16 protein-coding genes and 1 riboswitch are annotated in these 19,993 nt (G+C 68.1%); of the genes, 11 read left to right on the forward strand and 5 right to left on the reverse strand.

The annotated features are described in order from the left end of the window. Positions 1 to 296 precede the first annotated feature (296 nt). Positions 297 to 1,529: an IS256 family transposase gene (locus EAO72_RS34245; protein ID WP_148022200.1), complete on the forward strand. Its 1,233-nt coding sequence runs from the start codon at positions 297 to 299 to the stop codon at positions 1,527 to 1,529. A gap of 789 nt (positions 1,530 to 2,318) precedes the next feature. On the opposite strand, the gene EAO72_RS34250 is transcribed toward EAO72_RS34245, so the two are convergent. The 5 genes from EAO72_RS34250 to gcvT form a co-directional block, all read right to left on the reverse strand. Next, the gene (locus tag EAO72_RS34250; RefSeq protein WP_148020928.1) at positions 2,319 to 3,212 is read right to left on the reverse strand and encodes a hypothetical protein; all 894 of its coding nucleotides are present in this window, start codon (positions 3,210 to 3,212) and stop codon (positions 2,319 to 2,321) included. A 752-nt stretch (positions 3,213 to 3,964) separates the two neighbouring features. Next, entirely contained in the window at positions 3,965 to 5,347 is a 1,383-nt protein-coding gene (locus EAO72_RS34255; RefSeq protein WP_148020929.1) for an L-serine ammonia-lyase, read from the reverse strand. 167 nt (positions 5,348 to 5,514) lie between these two features. After that, positions 5,515 to 6,774 (reverse strand): serine hydroxymethyltransferase, encoded by a 1,260-nt coding sequence (gene glyA / locus EAO72_RS34260; protein ID WP_148020930.1) that lies wholly within the window; start codon positions 6,772 to 6,774, stop codon positions 5,515 to 5,517. A 19-nt stretch (positions 6,775 to 6,793) separates the two neighbouring features. Then, the gene (gene gcvH / locus EAO72_RS34265; protein WP_148020931.1) at positions 6,794 to 7,171 is read right to left on the reverse strand and encodes a glycine cleavage system protein GcvH; all 378 of its coding nucleotides are present in this window, start codon (positions 7,169 to 7,171) and stop codon (positions 6,794 to 6,796) included. 102 nt (positions 7,172 to 7,273) lie between these two features. Next, on the reverse strand, positions 7,274 to 8,389 hold the full coding sequence (gene gcvT, locus EAO72_RS34270) for a glycine cleavage system aminomethyltransferase GcvT (protein WP_148020932.1): 1,116 nt from the start codon (positions 8,387 to 8,389) through the stop codon (positions 7,274 to 7,276). A 142-nt stretch (positions 8,390 to 8,531) separates the two neighbouring features. Then, positions 8,532 to 8,626: riboswitch (glycine riboswitch) on the reverse strand. Between the two features lie 167 nt (positions 8,627 to 8,793). Between gcvT and EAO72_RS34275 the strand changes: the two genes are divergently transcribed. The 10 genes from EAO72_RS34275 (at position 8,794) to EAO72_RS34320 (ending at position 19,678) form a co-directional block, all read left to right on the forward strand. Further along, a complete protein-coding gene (locus tag EAO72_RS34275) occupies positions 8,794 to 9,480 on the forward strand; it encodes an AAA family ATPase (RefSeq protein WP_148020933.1) in 687 nt (228 codons plus the stop codon). Between the two features lie 103 nt (positions 9,481 to 9,583). Continuing rightward, positions 9,584 to 10,354 carry an enhanced serine sensitivity protein SseB gene (locus EAO72_RS34280; RefSeq protein ID WP_148020934.1) on the forward strand — a complete coding sequence of 257 codons (771 nt, stop codon included), beginning with the start codon at positions 9,584 to 9,586 and terminating at the stop codon, positions 10,352 to 10,354. A gap of 173 nt (positions 10,355 to 10,527) precedes the next feature. Beyond that, the gene (locus EAO72_RS34285; protein ID WP_261991727.1) at positions 10,528 to 11,334 is read left to right on the forward strand and encodes an enhanced serine sensitivity protein SseB C-terminal domain-containing protein; all 807 of its coding nucleotides are present in this window, start codon (positions 10,528 to 10,530) and stop codon (positions 11,332 to 11,334) included. A gap of 394 nt (positions 11,335 to 11,728) precedes the next feature. Continuing rightward, positions 11,729 to 12,721: an ABC transporter permease gene (locus EAO72_RS34290; protein WP_148020935.1), complete on the forward strand. Its 993-nt coding sequence runs from the start codon at positions 11,729 to 11,731 to the stop codon at positions 12,719 to 12,721. Positions 12,722 to 12,765: 44 nt separating this feature from the next. Next, positions 12,766 to 14,526 carry an ABC transporter substrate-binding protein gene (locus EAO72_RS34295; RefSeq protein WP_148020936.1) on the forward strand — a complete coding sequence of 587 codons (1,761 nt, stop codon included), beginning with the start codon at positions 12,766 to 12,768 and terminating at the stop codon, positions 14,524 to 14,526. Positions 14,527 to 14,616: 90 nt separating this feature from the next. After that, the gene (locus EAO72_RS34300; protein WP_187285412.1) at positions 14,617 to 15,606 is read left to right on the forward strand and encodes an ABC transporter permease; all 990 of its coding nucleotides are present in this window, start codon (positions 14,617 to 14,619) and stop codon (positions 15,604 to 15,606) included. Beyond that, entirely contained in the window at positions 15,603 to 16,691 is a 1,089-nt protein-coding gene (locus tag EAO72_RS34305; protein WP_148020937.1) for an ABC transporter ATP-binding protein, read from the forward strand. The genes EAO72_RS34300 and EAO72_RS34305 overlap by 4 nt, the downstream gene beginning before the upstream one ends. After that, entirely contained in the window at positions 16,688 to 18,013 is a 1,326-nt protein-coding gene (locus EAO72_RS34310; RefSeq protein ID WP_148020938.1) for an ABC transporter ATP-binding protein, read from the forward strand. The genes EAO72_RS34305 and EAO72_RS34310 overlap by 4 nt, the downstream gene beginning before the upstream one ends. A gap of 18 nt (positions 18,014 to 18,031) precedes the next feature. Further along, on the forward strand, positions 18,032 to 18,691 hold the full coding sequence (locus EAO72_RS34315; protein ID WP_148020939.1) for a trimeric intracellular cation channel family protein: 660 nt from the start codon (positions 18,032 to 18,034) through the stop codon (positions 18,689 to 18,691). Between the two features lie 120 nt (positions 18,692 to 18,811). Next, complete coding sequence (locus tag EAO72_RS34320) at positions 18,812 to 19,678, forward strand: thioesterase family protein (protein ID WP_148020940.1); 867 nt, start codon at positions 18,812 to 18,814, stop codon at positions 19,676 to 19,678. Positions 19,679 to 19,993 lie beyond the last annotated feature (315 nt).

Below are 19,993 nucleotides of genomic sequence, written 5' to 3' on the forward strand. Positions count from 1 at the left end.
CCTGCGTGCCACGGCCAGTCCCCACCCCCAACACCAGTCATCCTGAGCCTGCAGTGTCCAGACTCGGGCAGGGGACCGCACCCGCGACGACATCCACCAGCACGGAGGCGGCTTCGCCTTGCGCCGGCGTGCGAGGAGCATTCGTCGGGGGACTGTCCTAAAGATTGTGTATGCCCGGGTGTGACCCGTCTGGCATGAGGTGTGGCCTCTGCCGGGAAGGATCACTGATGGGCATCAAGGGTGAGCGCCCGCACGACAGCGCGAACATCGTACGCACGGGGGCTGAGTTGGCACGACTGACCGAGCTGGACCGGGACCTGGCCGAGCAGTTGGTCTCCCGGGCCCGCAGCGAGGGCCTGAATCTGGTCGGGGAGAACGGGCTGCTCAAGGGGCTGGTGAAGCTGGTCCTGGAGGGTGCTTTGGAGGCCGAGATGAGTGAACATCTCGGCTACGAGAAGGGGGATTCGGCGGGCGCCGGGTCGGGTAACTCCCGTAACGGGACCTCGCGCAAGACGGTCCTCACTGATGTGGGGCCGGTGGAGCTGGAGGTGCCCCGGGACCGTGCCGGCGACTTCGCACCGCAGATCGTGCCCAAGCACAGCCGTCGGGTCCAGGGTTTCGACGCGGCGATCCTTTCGCTGTACGCCAAGGGGCTCACGACCGGCGAGATCCAGGCTCATCTGTCCGAGATCTACGACATGGAGGTTTCCCGCGATCTCATCTCCCGTGCCACTCACCAGGTCAGTGCGGAGCTGGAGGCATGGCGCAACCGGCCGCTCGACCGCGTCTACGCAGTCGTGATGATCGACGCGATCTTCGTGAAGATCAGAGATGGCGCGGTCGCGAACCGGCCCGTCTACGTCGCGGTCGGGATCAACCTCGAGGGCGAGCGGGACGTCCTGGGCATGTGGGTCGGCAAGGGCGGCGAAGGCGCCAAGACGTGGATGACCTGGCTGGCCGAGCTCCGCAACCGCGGTGTCGAAGACGTCCTGATCGCCTGCTGTGACGGACTGAAAGGGCTGCCGGACTCGATCCAGAACACCTGGCCGCAGACCGATGTGCAGCTGTGCGTGGTCCACATGGTCCGCGCCAGCCTCAAATACGCCTCCACCAAGTACTGGGCGCAGATCGCCAAGGAGCTCCGCCACGTCTACACCGCCGCCAACGCGGATGCCGCCGAAGCCCGCTTCGCTGAATTCGAGGCCGAGTGGGGCGACCGCTACCCGGCGCTGGTCGGAGTCTGGCGCCGGAACTGGGAACACTTCGTCATGTTCCTCCGCTTCCCGCCCGAGATCCGCAAGGTCGTCTACACCACCAACATGATCGAATCTCTCAACGCCCGCTTCCGCCAGGCCACCCGACGACGCGGCCACTTCCCCGACGACGACTCCGCCCTCAAGGTCCTCTACCTCGTCATCCGCGACCGCCAGCCCAACCGCCCCAACGTCACAGGCCGGACCCGTAACTGGAAGGAAGCCATCAACACCCTCGCCGGCTTCTACGGCGACCGCGTCACCGAGAACCAGTAGCAATCGACTTCAGCTCAGAGCAAGCGTCAACACCAGGGCATACACAAAGAAAAAGACACTCCCTTCGTCGGCGCATGCTTTGCAGGCGGTGGCCCAAGCGGTGAGCAGGGCGCGGGCGGAGTTCCCCCCGCGAGCCGGACAGCGGGTGCTTGCGCTGGCGGGGCGAGGTCCTGCCTGAGCAAGGCTCTCGTCTCGAGCGGGGTGACGTACCCGTAGTCGAGGGTGCCGACGGAGGCGGCTGCGGTTGTACTCGACCTCGACATAGCGGAAAACGTCGGCCCGGGCAGCCTCGCGGGTCTCCCACACGTTTGTCCCGATCTCCGCTTTCGGGATGGCGAACCAGCGCCCTTGAAGTTCTAATGCTTCATGGGTCCGTATTGCCACCCGTGCTTTTCGGCTTTATCGCGAAGAACGCTGGCGCGCCTCTGTTGGAGTTTCTTCGAATCAATCAGTTTGTAATCGACGTACGCATGGGCAGGTGGGCGGGTTTCTCCGTCATCGATTTGGGCATCGTCAATGACTCTTAGACCCGCTTCGTTAACTTCGCCTACCTCTACACAGAAAACGCCGACCGACGCGTAACCCAGCGTCCCGGTGTGATGGTGGTGCGCTGCTTCAGGGGTGACCAATGAAGACCTTGTCACCGATACTTCACCGGTATCCTTAGGTGTGGGTCGAAAGAGTTGGCTACTGACCCGGCCGTCATGGACCCAGCTAGGATTCACTTGGCGCCAAAGTTTCTCGTCCTGGGTCGATATTTCAAGCTCGCCGGGCCGAAGATTTGGGCCGTCAGTCGCCATACTGGGTGATCCCCCCGGTCACGAATTCTGTGATGCTTTCTAGGTTCCGCCAGTGGAACGTCTTAGTGCTGTCGGTGTCGTCTTCCTTCGAAAAGGCATATACGTCCACCTTTTCTTCTGGGAGAATTACTAGCGTGACCTCGCCTCGGGTGAAAGGCCACTCTAGCTGGACCCCACCCTCCTCGGTCGGATAAATGTATGGGCGCTCGACCTGTGCATCAAGGAGTTCAAGAAGAATGGATTCGACTTGGCGCAGTAGCTTTCTGCTCACTTCCTTGCCGATGCCATCGAGCCAGCCATTTTCGAGAGTCTGCAATGTCAGGAGACGTTCTGACCACTCAGGCGGCAGAACCGGTTCGATCGACAGAATGTCCTGAATCTCGATATAGTCGCCATCTAGTGACTGAATTGCTACGGCGTTAACGGCGACCGTGGGGGCCATTGTTGATCGATCTAGGTATTGCTTAAGGTCCACGACGATGTCGTCGGAGGAGAAGCGCCCCAGTACCTGTTTCCCGCTAGATAGGCGGAAGTCGAATGTGCCCTTTTCTGCGTTTACTCCGATGACCTGCCCTGCGATGAGCGTTTCAATCTCGAATCGCTCAAGGCGCGCCTTCTCGTGAATCAATCGGCGGACTGATTGCGAGTAGATCACTTCGGATGGGCTGCCACTGTCGAAGACGATTGATTCGTCATCCTGCAAGCTGCGTCCGAAGCGTGAGAATTCGCGAAGTGCGTGCGGCGGGAAGGTCCGCGGAATGCCGGATCCGGACTGGATGGAGCGCAAAGTGTCTTGAATTAGGATGCGTGCCTCGTCGAAGATGCCTGAGTCCTCGTCGAAGAGGGTGTCAGTCTCATTGGTGGCACGCTCAAGAATGGGCACCACGCTTCCGGCTTGGATGTCCGAAAGGCGGAGAGAGAAAGAGGACGCGAAACCCCTAGGAACCCTCTGTCGCGTGGCGTGTCGCTGCTTGTACAACCCGCGTGCCACGTCGACCACGAGACGCTCATACCTGGCGAACTCTGCCAAGACCTCAACGGGCAAACCCTGTTGCTCGTAGCGGCCACCTCGAAGGCGCCAAGATCCAAAAGTGCGACGATCCGTCCCCATGTCCCCACCCTACTGAGACGGCACCTTCCCCATGACGTCCACACTTGAGTAGAGCAATTTTCCTCCCTATTGGCTCCAGAAGCAATCGGGTTGGAGCTCTCTGCCTGTAGCGATTGGGACACGGCGGTTAGAGGCCGAGACCAGCAGCACCGTGGTCTCGGTACCTGCTCCGTCCGGGAGCGTCCGCCACCGTCCGCATGGGTGCGAGTAGGCGCCTGTTCAGCCGTTGGGTGCGAGGGGCGGACGGTGGCGGATGCTCGCGGAGCGAGACCGGACAACTCGTCATGCGTAGGTTTCGCTACCTGGCATGTAACCACTACCTGAGTCGGCCGTAAGAGCGCCAGATCAGCCTGGAAGTTGGCCTACCGCAACGGCGATCAGCCAAGTCCTACGGGGACATCCCAGGGACTTTTCAGGGACTTTCACGTCTGTCCCAGGGGGTTTCCAGGGACTTTCCACCCCGTAGGCAGGGAAGGCCCTGACAGCGCTGAAAGAAGCAAACGCGCTGGTCAGGGCCTATCCGACTAGCACTCGATGATGTTCACCGCGAGCCCGCCGCGGGCGGTCTCCTTGTACTTCACGCTCATGTCGGCGCCCGTCTCCTTCATGGTCTTGATGACCTTGTCGAGGGAGACCTTGTGGCTGCCGTCGCCGCGCAGCGCCATCTTCGCCGCGGTGACGGCCTTCACCGCCGCCATGCCGTTGCGCTCGATGCACGGGATCTGGACGAGGCCGCCGACCGGGTCGCAGGTCAGGCCGAGGTTGTGCTCCATCCCGATCTCGGCGGCGTTCTCGACCTGTTCCGGGGTGCCGCCCAGGACCTCGGCGAGGGCGCCCGCGGCCATCGAGCAGGCGGAGCCGACCTCGCCCTGGCAGCCGACCTCGGCGCCGGAGATGGAGGCGTTCTCCTTGAACAGCATGCCGATGGCGCCGGCCGCCAGCAGGAAGCGGACGATGCTGTCGTCCTTCTCCGCCTCGGTGGCGCCGCCGGCCGCGAAGTTCATGTAGTAGTGCAGCACTGCCGGGATGATGCCGGCCGCGCCGTTCGTCGGGGCGGTGACCACGCGGCCGCCCGCGGCGTTCTCCTCGTTGACCGCCATCGCGTAGAGGGTGATCCACTCCATCGCGTGGGTCTGCGGGTCGCCCTCGGCGCGCAGCTGGCGGGCGGTGTTCGCGGCGCGGCGGCGGACCTTGAGGCCGCCGGGCAGGATGCCCTCGCGGGACATGCCGCGGGAGACGCACGCCTGCATCGCGCGCCAGATGTCGAGCAGCCCGGAGCGGATCTCGTCCTCGGTGCGCCAGGCGCGCTCGTTCTCCAGCATCAGGGAGGAGATCGACAGACCGGTGTCACGGGCGAGGCGCAGTAGTTCGTCGCCGGTGCGGAAGGGGTGCCGGAGTGCGGTGTCGTCGGGGACGATCCGGTCCTCGCCGACCGCGTCCTCGTCCACGACGAAGCCGCCGCCGACCGAGTAGTACGTCTTCTCCAGGAGCGGGGCGCCCTCGTGGTCGTACGCGAAGACGGTCATGCCGTTGGCGTGGTACGGCAGCCTCTTGCGGCGGTGCAGGACCAGCTGCTTGTCGGCGTCGAAGGCGATCTCGTGCATGCCGAGGAGGTTGATCCGGCCGGTGGCGCGGATCGCCTCGACCCGGTCGTCCGCCGTCTCGACGTCGACGGTACGGGGCGACTCGCCCTCCAGGCCGAGCAGGACGGCCTTCGGGGTGCCGTGGCCGTGGCCGGTGGCGCCGAGCGAGCCGAAGAGTTCGGCGCGTATCGAGGCGGTGTGGGCCAGCAGGCCCTCGTTCTTCAGCCGGCGCGCGAACATACGGGCCGCGCGCATGGGGCCGACCGTATGGGAGCTGGACGGGCCGATGCCGATCGAGAACAGGTCGAAGACCGAGATGGCCACGGGGTGACTCCTAAGGGTTGGTAGACGCCGTTGTCTGCCGGGTGGTGCGGTACGGGCGGGGTGGGCCCGGAGAGCGGGACAAGGGAGCGGGGGCAAGGGATGGGGCACCGCGCTCACTGTTCAGTGTGCGTGGTGCCCCGCCCTCATGTGCAAATGAGCCGGTCCGGCTACTTCACACCGGGGTACAGCGGGAACTTCTCGGCGAGCGCGACGACGCGGGCCTTCAGGTCATCCGCGTCGTACGACGGCTTCAGCGCCGACGCGATGATCTCGGCGACCTCGGTGAAGTCCGCCGCCTGGAAACCGCGGGTGGCGAGCGCCGGCGTGCCGATCCGCAGACCCGAGGTGACCATGGGCGGCCGCGGGTCGTTGGGGATGGCGTTGCGGTTGACCGTGATGCCCAGCTCGTGGAGCCGGTCCTCGGCCTGCTGGCCGTCCAGCTCGGAGTTGCGCAGGTCCACGAGGACCAGGTGCACGTCCGTACCGCCGGACAGGACGGAGACGCCGGCCTCGGTGACGTCCGGCTGGACCAGGCGCTCGGCCAGGATGCGGGCGCCGTCCAGGGTGCGCTGCTGGCGCTCCTTGAACTCCTCGGTCGCCGCGACCTTGAACGAGACCGCCTTGGCCGCGATCACGTGCTCCAGCGGACCGCCCTGCTGACCAGGGAAGACCGCCGAGTTGATCTTCTTGGCGAGCTCCTGGGTGGAGAGGATCACGCCACCGCGCGGACCGCCGAGGGTCTTGTGCGTGGTGGTGGTGACGACGTGGGCGTGCGGCACCGGGTTGGGGTGCAGGCCCGCGGCGACCAGACCGGCGAAGTGCGCCATGTCGACCATCAGGTACGCGCCGACCTCGTCCGCGATGCGGCGGAAGGCGGCGAAGTCCAGCTGACGGGGGTAGGCGGACCAGCCGGCCACGATCAGCTTCGGCTTGGACTCCTTGGCGAGGCGCTCGACCTCGGCCATGTCCACGACGCCCGTGTCGTCGACGTGGTACGGGACCACGTTGTAGAGCTTGCCGGAGAAGTTGATCTTCATGCCGTGGGTCAGGTGACCGCCGTGGGCCAGGTTCAGGCCCATGATCGTGTCGCCCGGCTTCAGCAGCGCGAACATCGCGGCGGCGTTGGCCTGCGCGCCGGAGTGCGGCTGCACGTTCGCGGCCTCGGCGCCGAAGAGCGCCTTGATGCGGTCGATCGCGATCTGCTCGACCACGTCGACGTGCTCACAACCGCCGTAGTAACGGCGGCCGGGGTAGCCCTCGGCGTACTTGTTGGTCAGGACGGAGCCCTGGGCCTCCATGACCGCGACCGGAGCGAAGTTCTCCGAGGCGATCATCTCGAGGGTGGACTGCTGACGGTGGAGCTCGGCGTCGACAGCGGCGGCGACGTCCGGGTCCAGCTCGTGGAGGGAGGAGTTCAGAAGCGACATCAGGTGGTCCCTTGGGGTCTCAGTTGCCGGAGAACGCGGTGTACTCGTCGGCGGAGAGCAGATCGGCGGGCTCATCCGTGACGCGTACCTTGAACAGCCAGCCGCCTTCGAACGGAGCGGAGTTCACCAGGGACGGGTCGTCCACGACGTCCTGGTTCGCGGCCGTGACCTCGCCGGTCACCGGCGAGTACAGGTCGCTGACCGACTTGGTCGACTCCAGCTCGCCGCAGGTCTCACCCGCGGTCACCGTGTCACCGACCTCGGGAAGCTGGGCGTAGACGACGTCACCGAGCGCGTTGGCCGCGTACTCCGTGATACCGATCGTGGCCACACCGTCCTCGACGGCCGACAGCCACTCGTGCTCCTTGCTGTACCGCAGCTGCTGGGGGTTGCTCATGACCTGAATTCTCCTGTACGCGGGGGAGTGCTGATGAACGATGGTCTTACGGTGTGAGACAGGACTGCGTCACGTACGCGGCACCCGTCGCGCCCTGTGCTTCTACTTCCGGCGCTTGTAGAACGGCAGCGCCACGACCTCGTACGGCTCGTGGCTGCCCCGGATGTCCACGCCGACACCCTCGGTGCCGGGCGTGGCGTGCGCGGCGTCGACGTACGCCATGGCGATCGGCTTGCCGAGCGTGGGTGACGGCGCGCCCGAGGTGACCTCGCCGATGACCTGGCCGTCCGCTACCACCGAGAACCCGGCGCGGGGCACCCGGCGGCCCTCGGCCACCAGGCCGACGAGCTTGCGGGGCGGGGCGGTCTCGGCGCGCTCGGCGGCGGCCTCCAGGGCCTTGCGGCCGACGAAGTCGCCCTCCTTCTCGAACTTCACGACCCGGCCGAGACCGGCGTCGAACGGCGTCAGCGCCGTGGTCAGCTCGTGTCCGTACAGCGGCATGCCGGCCTCCAGGCGCAGCGTGTCGCGGCAGGAGAGACCGCACGGGATCAGGCCACGCGAGGCACCGGCCTCGGTGAGGGCCTTCCACAGCTGCTCGGCGTGGACCGGCGCGACGAACAGCTCGAAGCCGTCCTCGCCGGTGTAGCCGGTACGGGCGATGAGCGCGGGAACCCCGGCGACCGTGCCCGGCAGCCCGGCGTAGTACTTCAGGCCGTCCAGGTCGGCGTCGGTGACGGCGGCCAGGATGGCGGGGGACTCGGGGCCCTGGACGGCGAGCAGCGCGTACGCGTCGCGGTCGTCGCGGACCTCGGCGTCGAAGCCCCCGGCACGGGCGGTCAGCGCGTCCAGCACGATCTGGGCGTTCCCGGCGTTGGCGACCACCATGTACTCGGTCTCGCCCAGCCGGTAGACGATCAGGTCGTCCAGGATGCCGCCGTCCTCGGCACAGATCATCGTGTAGCGGGCGCGGCCCACGGACACGGTGCCGATGTTGCCGACGAGCGCGAAGTTCAGCAGCGCGACGGCCTCGGGGCCGGTGACGGTGATCTCGCCCATGTGGGAGAGGTCGAAGAGCCCGGCCTTCGTGCGGACGGCGTTGTGCTCGTCGCGCTCACTGGCGTAGCGCAGCGGCATGTCCCAGCCCGCGAAGTCGGTCATGGTCGCGCCCAGCGCTCGGTGCAGGGCGTCGAGTGCTGTGAGACGGGGGGTGGTGCTCATGGACAAAGGCTCCCAGGGCATGACGACGAGGACGATCCCTCCCCATCTGTCATCGGAACCTGAGAGGTTCGCCGAGAGACCCCGCAGGGGTTCGGCTTGCACCTTGGGTGGAGCCGCTGAGCGACTCGCTTTTCAGATCTGCCTCATCCACGCGGTACGGGGCCTGAGAGATTCAAGGGAGGATCTTGCTCCTTCGGCGCCCGGCCACGGGGGCCGGGACTCTCCCGCGCGGATTCGAGCGGCCTTTATGCAGTTGACGGGGTCATCATCGCACGCATTGCGGGAGAGTGGGGGGCCGGTACCGATGCCGGTCTCCTGCGGGATCCGGCGGGTCGGACGGTTGTGCCGCATTACCTTTTCTTTACACTTCATGGGCAGGTGTGGGTCAGCGACAGGGGGAGGCGATGACGTTGCAGCGGTACGCGACGACCGCGGGGGTCGCGCACGGCGCACTGCCCGCGCAGCCGGGGGCGCCGGCCAGGGAGATCCTGGGCCCGCACGCGCCCGTTGTCCGGGATCTGCGGCAGCGGGACGGGCGCAGCCCGCGCGGACTGCACTTCGCGGCGGGCGATGTGGTGGTGGTCTCCGGGCTGCCCGGCAGCGGCAAGTCGACGCTGATCGCCCGGGCCGTCTCGGCGCACGCCATCGACTCCCAGGACACCAGGGACCGCTGGGCGGCCCGGCTGCCCCGCTTACTCCCGTACGCCCTCTACCGTCCGCTCGTCCGCGTCGCCCACTACTGGGGGCTGTGGCGGGTGCTGCGCTCCGGCGCCTCCGTCGTCGTCCACGACTGCGGCACCCAGGCCTGGGTGCGCGGCTGGCTGGCCCGCGACGCCCGGCGCCGCGGCCGCACCCTGCACCTCGTCCTCCTCGACGTCACCCCGCGGACGGCGAGGGAAGGACAGCGTGAGCGCGGACGCGGAGTCTCCGGGTACGCGTTCGCCCGGCACCGCAAGGCCGTGGGGCGGCTGCTGCGGGACACCGAGTCGGGCCTGCTGCCGCTCGGCTGCGCCTCGGCGGTGCTGCTGGACCGTGAAGCGGCGGGCCTGCTGACGCGGATCACATTCGCAGACGCACAGAGTGAGGCCTGAAAACGACCTGTCCGATGGCTGGACAGCCCGTGTGCGACTGGCGGGTATCCGGGGCCGCGGCGTTAACCTCTTGCTGCACGACATGGGGTGAGAGAGGGAACCAGTGGACATTCCGGCACCGGCCGGGCCCCATCCGCAGGGCGGATGGCCGGCCAACGAGCTCGAAGAAGTACTGAGCGCCTCGCTCGGCAGCCCGGAGGCGGGCGGCCGGCTGGTGGAGGTGCTCGGCCGCAGCCACCTCTGGGTGCCGCTGCCCAACGGCGGCTCGCCGGACGCCACCGACCTGGATCTGCCGACGCTGGACGTCGAGGGCGCTCCGTACGTCCCCGTGTTCAGCTCCGAACACCAGTTCCTGACCTGCGTCGGCGCGCACATGTCGTTCACCGTGGCCCCCGCACGCGAGTTCGCCCGGGGCCTGCCCCCGCAGCTCGGCATCGCGGTGAACCCAGGCGGCGCGGTCGGCATGCCGCTGCCGCCGCCCGCCGTCGCCGAGCTCTGCCGGGCCGGGCGCACCGTGCTGGACGGGCCCGCCAGCGGCGGCCGGGTCCGGCTCTACGAACCGGACTGGCAGCAGGACCCCGTCGACTTCCTCTCCGCCGCGGCCGGTGAGTTCGAGGAGAGCGYCGTCGTACTCAGCGCCCGCCGCGCCCTGGCCAGCATCGAGGGCGGCGACCCCGTCCTCTTCGTCGGCATCGAGTTCTCCACCTGGGACGGCGCCGGACGCAACGCCCCCATGGACGCCCTGGGACGGGCCCTGGGGCGCGTCGAGGTGCCGTGGCCGGTCAACCTGGTGCTGCTCGACGTCGCTCAGGACCCGGTCGCCGACTGGATGCGGGCACGGGTGCGGCCCTTCTACCAGCGCGCCGCCGAGTAGCGGCACGGCACGGGGACCGGCGCCGCGAAACGACGGCCCGGTCCCGCGGAGTCAAGTCGGTGTCAGGGCCGCCGCATAAGCTGGTTTGATGGCTGGTGCCTCGGCACCGAGCCGTCCCCGAGAGCCCGGGAGCGGCAGCCGAGACGTTGGATCGAAGAGGGGCGGGACCCAGGGTGAGTGCGGCAGGCAGCGCGGCGGCCGGGCAGGTCGAGCACATGCTGCGCCAAGTGACGCCCGGGCGCTACGACGCGTACGAGGCACTCCTCCAGGCACTGGCGGCCGACCGGATCTGGATGCTGCTGTGGCACGGCCGGGCCGGCTCGCCCGACGCCCAGTACGGCAACATGGAGATCGAGGGCCTCGGCTACGCCCCCTGTGTCACCTCGGCCCAGGAGCTCTCCGCCAGCGGCTGGAACCGCGACCACGAGGTCGTCGGCGGCCGCGACATCGCCCGCGCCCTGTTCCCCGACCGCTGGGGCATCTGGCTGAATCCGCACGCCCCCGGCGGCGGGGTCGGCATCCCCTGGCTGGACCTGCGCCGGATCGCCACCGGCCTGGACCGGATGCCCGCCGGTCCGCTGCGGATCAGCGAACCCGCCATCGAGATCCCGCAGTTCTACGCGCAGCTCACCCAGCACGCCCACCACACCCCCGCGATCCGTTCGCTGCGCCGCGCCTGGGTGCAGCCCGCGCTCGGCGTTCCGTACCTCGCCATCGGTCTCGATCTGTACGACACGAGCGGCCCGTCCGTCGACGCCGTGCGGGCGATGATGCAGCAGTCCATCGGCACGGTCCCGGAGGGACTCCCGGTGTCCACCGTGGCGATGGCCGACGAGTACGACCCGGTCGCGATGTGGCTGCGCGTCAACTCGCGTCCGTTCTACGACCGCGAGCCGCACGCCCCGGCCGGCCGGGGCGCGGTCGTCGCTCCCGGTTACGGATACCCGCAGGCGCCCGGCCCCGCCCCGCGCGCCTACTAGGCCCCGTCCGGGCCGGCCCCAGGACCGGACAAACGGCTCCCCGCCGGACAAGGTGCCCGTCACGGTCGCCCAAATCGCTACCCAATAGCGCTTGTTGGGCGTCATGTCCGTTCTGGTGGATTAGCGGCCGAGTGGTCCGCTCCCTCGATCAAGCTGTCCGGATAACGGAAGATCACTCAACGCATCACGGTTGAGCAAACATTCACCGTCAGGTCTGGCGGGTGATCGCAAAAGGGCTGAAGACTCCACGGAGCAGGTGCTCCATGCCCTTCGCGCCCCACTCACGAGCAGGGGCCGTTCGGCCGCGCACCGTCGCACGATTCAGGTTTTGAAGAAGCCGCTACAGCGGCGGTCATGGGCCGGCCACCGCCGGCCGAGAGGGGTCTCCAGCGCAATGACGGCACCTATCGAGACCACCAGGGCGGATGCACAGCCCGAAGCGGTGCTGGAAGGCGCAGGCCGTAAGGAGATCGAAGGCCGCTCGCTCGGCCGCATCGCCTGGACCCGCTTCAAGCGGGACAAGGCGGCCATGGCCGGTGGCATCGTTGTCGTGCTGCTGATCCTCGCCGCCGTGCTGTCCAAGCCGCTCCAGTCGCTCCTGGGGCTCGACCCCAACGCGTTCAACCAGAGCCTGGTCGACCCCGTCATGCTGGCGCCCAAGGGCGACTTCGGCGGGATGAGCCTGGACCACCCGCTCGGTGTCGAGCCGCAGACCGGCCGCGACATCCTCGCGCGCATCCTCGAAGGCTCCTGGGTCTCCCTCGTGGTCGCCGTCGGCTCCACGATGCTGTCCGTCGTCATCGGTGTCGTCATGGGCGTCGTGGCGGGGTTCTACGGCGGCTGGGTGGACGGCGTCATCAGCCGGCTGATGGACACCTTCCTCGCCTTCCCTCTGCTGCTCTTCGCGATCTCCATCTCCGCCTCCCTCCAGGGCAACGCCTTCGGAATGGAAGGGCTCACGCTGCGGATCGCGGTCCTGATCTTCGTGATCGGCTTCTTCAGCTGGCCCTACATCGGCCGCATCGTCCGCGCGCAGACCCTGTCGCTGCGGGAGCGCGAGTTCGTCGAGGCGGCCAGGTCGCTGGGTGCCCGCGGGCCGTTCATCCTCTTCCGCGAGCTGCTGCCCAACCTGATCGCGCCGATCCTCGTGTACGCGACGCTGCTGATCCCCACGAACATCCTCTTCGAGGCGTCCCTGTCCTTCCTCGGCGTGGGTATCGCGCCGCCGCAGGCGTCCTGGGGCGGCATGCTCACCCAGGCGGTCGACCTCTACGAGGTGGACCCGATGTTCATGGTCATCCCCGGTATGGCGATCTTCATCACCGTGCTGGCCTTCAATCTGCTGGGGGACGGGCTGCGTGACGCACTCGACCCTCGTGGCAAGTAATCGCGGCAATGCCGCACTGGACTAGCGAGGGGGCTTTCCTCACCATGCAGAACAGAAAGACAGCAGCCGCCATAGCGGTGGCCGTCGCGGTCTCGCTCGGCGCCTCGGCGTGCAGCGGCAGTGACTCGGACAGCGGCGGCAAGAGCGGCGGCGGCAGCGCCAAGGCGGACGCCGGCCTGTCGACCATCGTCAACGCGAGCGACAAGAAGGGGGGAACGGTCACGTACGAGCACACCAGTGGCCCGGACTCCCTGGACCCCGGTAACACGTACTACGGCTGGGTGCAGAACTTCGCCCGTCTGTACGCGCGTTCGCTGGTGACCTTCAAGCCGGCCGCCGGCAAGGACAGCCTGCAGGTCGTTCCCGACCTGGCCACCGGCCTCGGCAAGGCCAGCGCGGACGCCAAGACCTGGACGTACACGCTCCGCAAGGGCGTGAAGTTCGAGGACGGCACCGAGATCACCTCGAAGGACGTCAAGTACGCCATTGAGCGCTCCAACTTCGCGCCGGAGGCCCTGTCCAACGGCCCGACGTACTTCAAGGCCTACCTCGAAGGCGGCGACAAGTACAAGGGTCCGTACAAGGACAAGTCGCCCGAGGGCCTCAAGTCCATCGAGACCCCGGACGACCAGACGATCGTCTTCAAGCTGAACAAGCCGTTCGCCGACATGGACTACCTCGCCGCCTTCTCGCAGACGGCGCCGATCCAGCAGAAGGCCGACACGGGCGCCAGCTACGTGCAGAAGATGGTCTCCTCGGGTCCGTACAAGTTCTCGGCGTACGACGAGAGCAAGGGCGCGACCCTCGTCCGCAACCCGCAGTGGGACGCCAAGACGGACCCGATCCGCAAGGCGCTGCCGGACAAGATCGAGCTGAAGTTCAACATCAACCCCACCACGGTTGACGACCACCTGCTCAACGACGTCACCACCGCGGACATCGCGGGCACGGGTCTGCAGTCCAAGACCCAGCCCAAGGTCCTCGTCAAGGCGTCCGAGAAGGCGAAGACGGACAACCCGTACGCCGGCGCCCTGCAGTACCTGGCGCTGAACGTCAACGTGAAGCCGTTCGACAACGCCGAGTGCCGCAAGGCCGTCCAGTACGCCGTCGACAAGCAGAGCATGGTCGACTCGATCGGCGGCTCGGTCAAGGGCGACCCGGCCAGCACGGTCATCCCCCCGACCGTCGCGGGTTACAAGAAGTTCGACCTGTACCCGAGCGAGGGCAGCAAGGGCGACGCGGCCAAGGCCAAGGAGCACCTGACCAAGTGCGGTCACCCGGAGGGCTTCAAGACCACGCTGACGGCGCGTTCCGACCGTCCTGACGAGGTCACCGCCGCCACGCAGCTCCAGGGCAGCCTGAAGAAGATCGGTATCACCGCCGAGATCAAGCAGTTCCCGGCGGACAAGTACTTCACCGACTTCGCGGGTGTCCCGAACTGGGTCCACAAGAACAACGCGGGCATGATGATGATGGCCTGGGGTGCCGACTGGCCGACCGGCTTCGGCTTCCTCGACCAGATCGTGAACGGTACGGCCATCAAGCCGTCCGGCGGCACGAACCTGATGGAGCTCAACGACAAGGGCATCAACGACCTCCTCGTCAAGGGCATCGGCACCGTCGACACCACGGCGCGCAACGCGACGTGGGGCGAGGTCGACCAGAAGGTCATGGAGAACGCCTCGGTCGTTCCGCTCTTCTACCGCAAGAACCTGCTGTACCGCCCGGACTCCGCGGCGAACGTGACCGTCACCGACGCGTACCTCGGCATGTACGACTACGTGCTCATGACGTCCACCAAGTAACACCTGTTCATCAAAAGCATCCCCTGAAAGGCAGGTGAAGGCGCCGGGCCGGCGGGCGTGACCCGTCCGCCCGCCCGGCGCCGCACGGCTGTGGCTGCGTACATCATCCGACGCGTATTCGCCGCGGTGTTGCTGCTGCTGGTGGTCAGCGCAGTCACGTTCGCGATCTTCTTCCTGGTGCCCCGCCTCGGCGGGCAGACCCTCGACTCCATGGCCGCCCAGTACGTCGGCAAGAGCCCCGACCCCGACGTCATCGCAGCGGTCAAGAAGAACCTGGGGCTCGACCAGCCCCTGTACCTCCAGTACTGGCACTTCATCAAGGGCATCGTCGTCGGCGCCGAGTACCAGTTCGGCCCCGACCCGGTCACCTGCAACGCGCCCTGCTTCGGGTACTCCTTCAAGACGCACACCGAGATCTGGCCCCAGCTCGTCGACCGCATCCCGGTCACGCTGTCGCTGGCCGTCGGTGCCGCCGTCATCTGGGTGATCTCCGGTGTCGCGATCGGTGTCGTCTCCGCGCTGAAGCGGGGCTCGTTCTTCGACCGCATCTCCATGGGCGTCGCCCTCGCCGGTGTCTCCCTGCCGATGTTCTTCACCGGCCTGGTGGTCCTGGCGCTCTTCGGCAACGGGGAGTACGTACCGTTCACCGACGACCCGGTCGCCTGGGCGAGCAGTCTGGTCCTGCCCTGGTGCACCCTCGCCCTGCTCTACTCCGCGCTCTACGCCCGGCTCACCCGGGCCGGAATGCTGGAGACGATGGGCGAGGACTACATCAGAACGGCGCGCGCCAAGGGCCTCAAGGAACGCAAGGTCGTCGTCAAGCACGGGCTGCGCTCCGCGCTCACCCCGCTGGTCACGATCTTCGGTATGGACTTCGCGCTGCTGCTGGGCGGCGCGGTCATCACCGAACGGGTCTTCTCCTTCCAGGGCCTGGGCGCCTTCGCCATCCAGGGCGTGACCACCGCCGACCTTCCCAAGGTGATGGGCGTGACGCTGGTCGCCGCCTTCTTCATCGTCATCTGCAACCTGCTGGTGGACCTCGTGTACGCCGCGATCGACCCCCGGGTGAGGCTCTCATGAGCGGCGCAACCAAGAAGGACTCCCAGGCAGCGGACGCCGTACCGGCCCCGCGGTCCGGCGACGACCACGCGTTCCTCTCCGTACGCAACCTCAGCGTCCACTTCGACACCGACGACGGCCTGGTCAAGTCCGTCGACGGCGTCAGCTTCGACCTCGAGGCCGGCCAGACCCTCGGCATCGTCGGCGAGTCCGGCTCCGGCAAGTCCGTGACCTCACTGGGGATCATGGGCCTGCACACCTCGGAACGCGCCCGGATCGGCGGCGAGATCTGGCTCGACGGCGAGGAGCTCATCGGTTCGGGCCCCGAGCGCGTACGGAAGCTGCGCGGCCAGAAGATGGCCATGATCTTCCAGGACCCGCTCTCCGCCCTGCACCCGTACTACAGCATCGGCGCGCAGATCGTGGAGGCCCACCGGGTCCACAACAAGGTCGACAAGAAGACCGCGAAGAAGCGCGCCATCGAGATGCTCGACCGCGTCGGCATCCCCGAACCGCACCGCCGTTACGAGGACTACCCGCACCAGTTCTCCGGCGGTATGCGCCAGCGCGCGATGATCGCGATGGCCCTGGTCAACAACCCGCAGCTGCTCATCGCCGACGAGCCGACGACCGCCCTCGACGTCACCGTCCAGGCGCAGATCCTCGACCTCATCCGCGACCTGCAGAAGGAGTTCGGCTCCGCGGTCGTCATGATCACCCACGACCTCGGTGTGGTCGCCGAGATCGCGGACAACCTGCTCGTGATGTACGCGGGACGCTGCATCGAGCGCGGCACGGCCGAGAAGGTGTTCTACGAGCCCCAGCACCCCTACACCTGGGGCCTGCTCGGCTCGATGCCCCGCATCGACCGTGAGCAGACGGAGCGGCTCATCCCGGTCAAGGGATCGCCGCCCAGCCTCATCAACGTCCCGTCGGGCTGCGCCTTCCACCCGCGCTGCCCGTACGCCGACGTGCCGCCCGACAACATCACCCGTACCGAGCGTCCGGAGCTGCAGCAGGTCAGCGACGGGCACTACTCCGCGTGCCATATGTCGCGCGAGCAGCGCGAACGGATCTGGACCGAAGAGATTGCGCCGAAGCTGTGACTGAGCTGAACAAGAAGACTCCCGCGCCCGCCGCGGCCGGGTCGGACGGGTCCGGTCCCGAGCCGCTCCTCAAGGTCGACGGCCTGGTCAAGCACTTCCCGATCACCAAGGGCATCCTGAAGCGCAAGGTCGGCGCGGTCCAGGCCGTGGACGGGCTCACCTTCGACGTGCGCCCCGGGGAGACCCTGGGCGTCGTCGGTGAGTCGGGCTGCGGCAAGTCGACGATGGGCCGGCTGGTGACCCGGCTGCTGGAGCCGACCGGCGGCAAGGTCGAGTTCCAGGGCCGCGACATCACGCACATGTCCGCGGGCAAGCTCCGGCCGATGCGCCGTGACATCCAGATGATCTTCCAGGACCCGTACGGCTCGCTGAACCCGCGCCACACGGTCGGCGGCATCGTCGGCACGCCCTTCCGGCTCCAGGGCGTCAAGCCCGAGGGCGGCGTGAAGGCGGAGGTCCAGCGGCTGCTGGAGCTGGTCGGTCTCAACCCCGAGCACTACAACCGCTATCCGCACGAGTTCTCCGGCGGCCAGCGCCAGCGCATCGGCATCGCCCGGGCGCTCGCGCTGAAGCCGAAGCTGGTCGTCGCGGACGAGCCGGTCTCGGCGCTGGACGTGTCGATCCAGGCGCAGGTGGTGAACCTGCTGGACGACCTCCAGGACGAGCTCGGGCTCACGTACATGATCATCGCGCACGACCTCTCGGTGATCCGTCACGTCTCGGACCGCATCGCGGTCATGTACCTCGGCAAGATCGTCGAGCTCGCGGACCGCAAGTCGCTGTACGAGGCGCCGATGCACCCGTACACGAAGGCGCTGATGTCCGCGGTGCCCGTGCCGGATCCGCGCCGGCGCGGTGCCAAGAGCGACCGCATCCTGCTCAAGGGCGATGTGCCGTCGCCGATCTCGCCGCCGGCCGGCTGCCGGTTCCACACCCGGTGCTGGAAGGCCACGAAGATCTGCGGGACGACCGAGCCGCCGCTGCTCCAGCTGAAGACCGGACACCAGGTGGCCTGCCACCACCCGGAGAACGGCGAGGACTTGGCACCCGGGGACGCTCCGCTCGTCGCGGACGTCATCACGGTGAAGTCGACGGCCGCGTCGGCGCCGGCCGCGGAGACGGAGGAAGCGGGCGCTCCGGCCGAGGAGGCCGAGGCGCCGGTGGAGGCGGAGGCGTCCGAGGAGGCCGCCGCGTCCGAGGAGGCGTCGGTGGAGTCCGTGGGGTCCGAGGAGTCCGCGCCCGACGACGGCGACGCCGAAACCGGTGGCAAGGCCTCCGCCGCGACACCCTCGGCAGCCTCCGAGGACAGCGCCAAGGAGTAGGACCGGCACAATTGCCCGGTGCTCAACGAACTGTTCACGCCCTCCGTCCAGCATGCGCTCGACATCGTCGGAATCTTCGTCTTCGCGATCTCCGGCGCTCTGCTCGCCGTACGCAAGAACTTCGATGTCTTCGGCATCGCGGTCCTCGCCGAGGTGACCGCGCTGGGCGGAGGGCTGTTCCGTGACGTGATCATCGGTGCGGTGCCGCCCGCCGCCTTCACGGACCTCGGGTACTTCACCACCCCGCTGCTCGCCGCCGGCCTGGTCTTCTTCCTGCACCCGCAGGTCGAACGCATCCAGGTCGGCGTCAACGTCTTCGACGCGGCCGGCCTCGGGCTGTTCTGCGTCACGGGGACGGTGAAGGCGTACGACTACGGCCTCGGACTGACCGCGTCGGCGGCGCTGGGGCTGACCACCGCGGTCGGCGGCGGTGTGCTGCGCGACGTGCTGGCCAACGAGGTGCCGTCACTGCTGCGCTGGGACCGCGATCTGTACGCGGTGCCCGCCATCGTCGGGGCGGCCATGATCGCGCTCTGTATCCGCTTCGACGCGCTGAACGCCTTCACCAGCGGCTGCGCGGTGGTCACCGCGTTTACTCTGCGGATCCTGGCGCTGCGCTACCACTGGCGCGCCCCGCGCGCCTACAACCGGCGCTCGGCGACGCCGGACGAGGGGTAGGGCGCGTGCTGAGCAGCTCCCACGGGTCCCACGGGTCCCACGGGTTCTAAGAGACCTGCCAGACCTGCGGGTAAAAGAAAAAGCTACCGCTCAGTAATGAGATCGATGTACGGTGCTTGCATGGCACAGGCAGCAACGCAGGCGGCACCGACCGCCCAGGCATCCATCGGGGACAGCGAGTTCGACCGGGACACCGCCGTCACCTTCCGCGAGGAAGGCGTCTACGACGCCGAGCTCTCCGCGGGCTGGACGATCATCCGCGCCGTTAACGGCGGCTATCTGCTGGCCATGCTCGGCCGCGCCCTCGGCGAGGCCCTGCCGCACACGGACCCCTTCTCGGTCTCGGCGCACTACCTCACCGCGTCCGTTCCCGGCCCCGCGGTGATCCGTACCCAGGCCGTCCGCAGCGGGCGCACCCTCTCCACCGGCCAGGCGTCCCTCTTCCAGTACGCCGAGGACGGCACCGAGGTCGAGCGCATCCGGGTCATCGCGACCTACGGTGACCTGGACGCCCTGACCGACGACATCCGCACCTCGGCCGAGCCTCCGGCCATCCCGCCCCGCGAGCACTGCCTCGGGCCGTCGGACGGCCCCGCCCCGATTCCCGGCAGCTCCGCCATCACCGAGCGGCTCGACATCAAGCTCGACCCGGCGACCATCGGCTGGGCCATCGGGCAGCCGTCCGGCAAGGGCGAGATGCGCGGCTGGTTCGGGCTGGCGGACGGCCGCGACGCCGACGCGCTCTCGCTGCTCCTGACCGTGGACGCTCTGCCGCCGACCTCGTTCGAGCTCGGGCTCAAGGGCTGGACCCCGACCATCGAGCTCACCACCCACATCCGCTGCCGCCCGGCACCGGGCCCCCTGCGCGTCTCCATCACGACCCGCAACCTGGCGGGCGGCTTCCTGGAGGAGGACGCGGACGTCTGGGACAGCGCGGACCGCCTGGTCGCCCAGTCCCGCCAGCTCGCCCGCGCGCCGCGCGGCTGACGTTCCCGCACCGGGCCGGGGGTCGGAGGGCGCTGGTCCGGCGAAAGCCGACCGGCTGCCTTCGGCCCTGTCGCTGCTCCAGACCGGCGGGCTGATCCCGGCCGCCGGGCCGACCGGCGCGTCGCCGCCGTCGGCGTCGCCCTCGTCCTGCGGCTGAACGCGGGCATGCTCAGGGCGTGCTCCCTGCGCTCCTCCGGCCCGGACGTCGAGGTGCCCGCTCCGTAGGAGCCCGCGCGGTGCCGGCCGCGCACGCGGCCGCGGCCAGGGTCCTGTACGGCCACCCGGAGCCGGAGATGTCCGTGGGAAGCGGGCGAG

This window comes from Streptomyces sp. OR43, from assembly GCF_008042275.1.
Taxonomy (GTDB): domain Bacteria; phylum Actinomycetota; class Actinomycetes; order Streptomycetales; family Streptomycetaceae; genus Streptomyces.

Excerpts from the sequence above, each read along its gene's own strand:
- EAO72_RS34320 (WP_148020940.1), top strand. The coding sequence starts at position 18,812 with ATGGCACAGGCAGCAACGCAGGCGGCACCGACCGCCCAGGCATCCATC.
- glyA (WP_148020930.1), bottom strand. The coding sequence starts at position 6,774 with ATGTCGCTTCTGAACTCCTCCCTCCACGAGCTGGACCCGGACGTCGCC.
- gcvT (WP_148020932.1), bottom strand. The coding sequence starts at position 8,389 with ATGAGCACCACCCCCCGTCTCACAGCACTCGACGCCCTGCACCGAGCG.
- EAO72_RS34295 (WP_148020936.1), top strand. The coding sequence starts at position 12,766 with ATGCAGAACAGAAAGACAGCAGCCGCCATAGCGGTGGCCGTCGCGGTC.
- EAO72_RS34305 (WP_148020937.1), top strand. The coding sequence starts at position 15,603 with ATGAGCGGCGCAACCAAGAAGGACTCCCAGGCAGCGGACGCCGTACCG.
- EAO72_RS34275 (WP_148020933.1), top strand. The coding sequence starts at position 8,794 with ATGACGTTGCAGCGGTACGCGACGACCGCGGGGGTCGCGCACGGCGCA.
- gcvH (WP_148020931.1), bottom strand. The coding sequence starts at position 7,171 with ATGAGCAACCCCCAGCAGCTGCGGTACAGCAAGGAGCACGAGTGGCTG.
- EAO72_RS34290 (WP_148020935.1), top strand. The coding sequence starts at position 11,729 with ATGACGGCACCTATCGAGACCACCAGGGCGGATGCACAGCCCGAAGCG.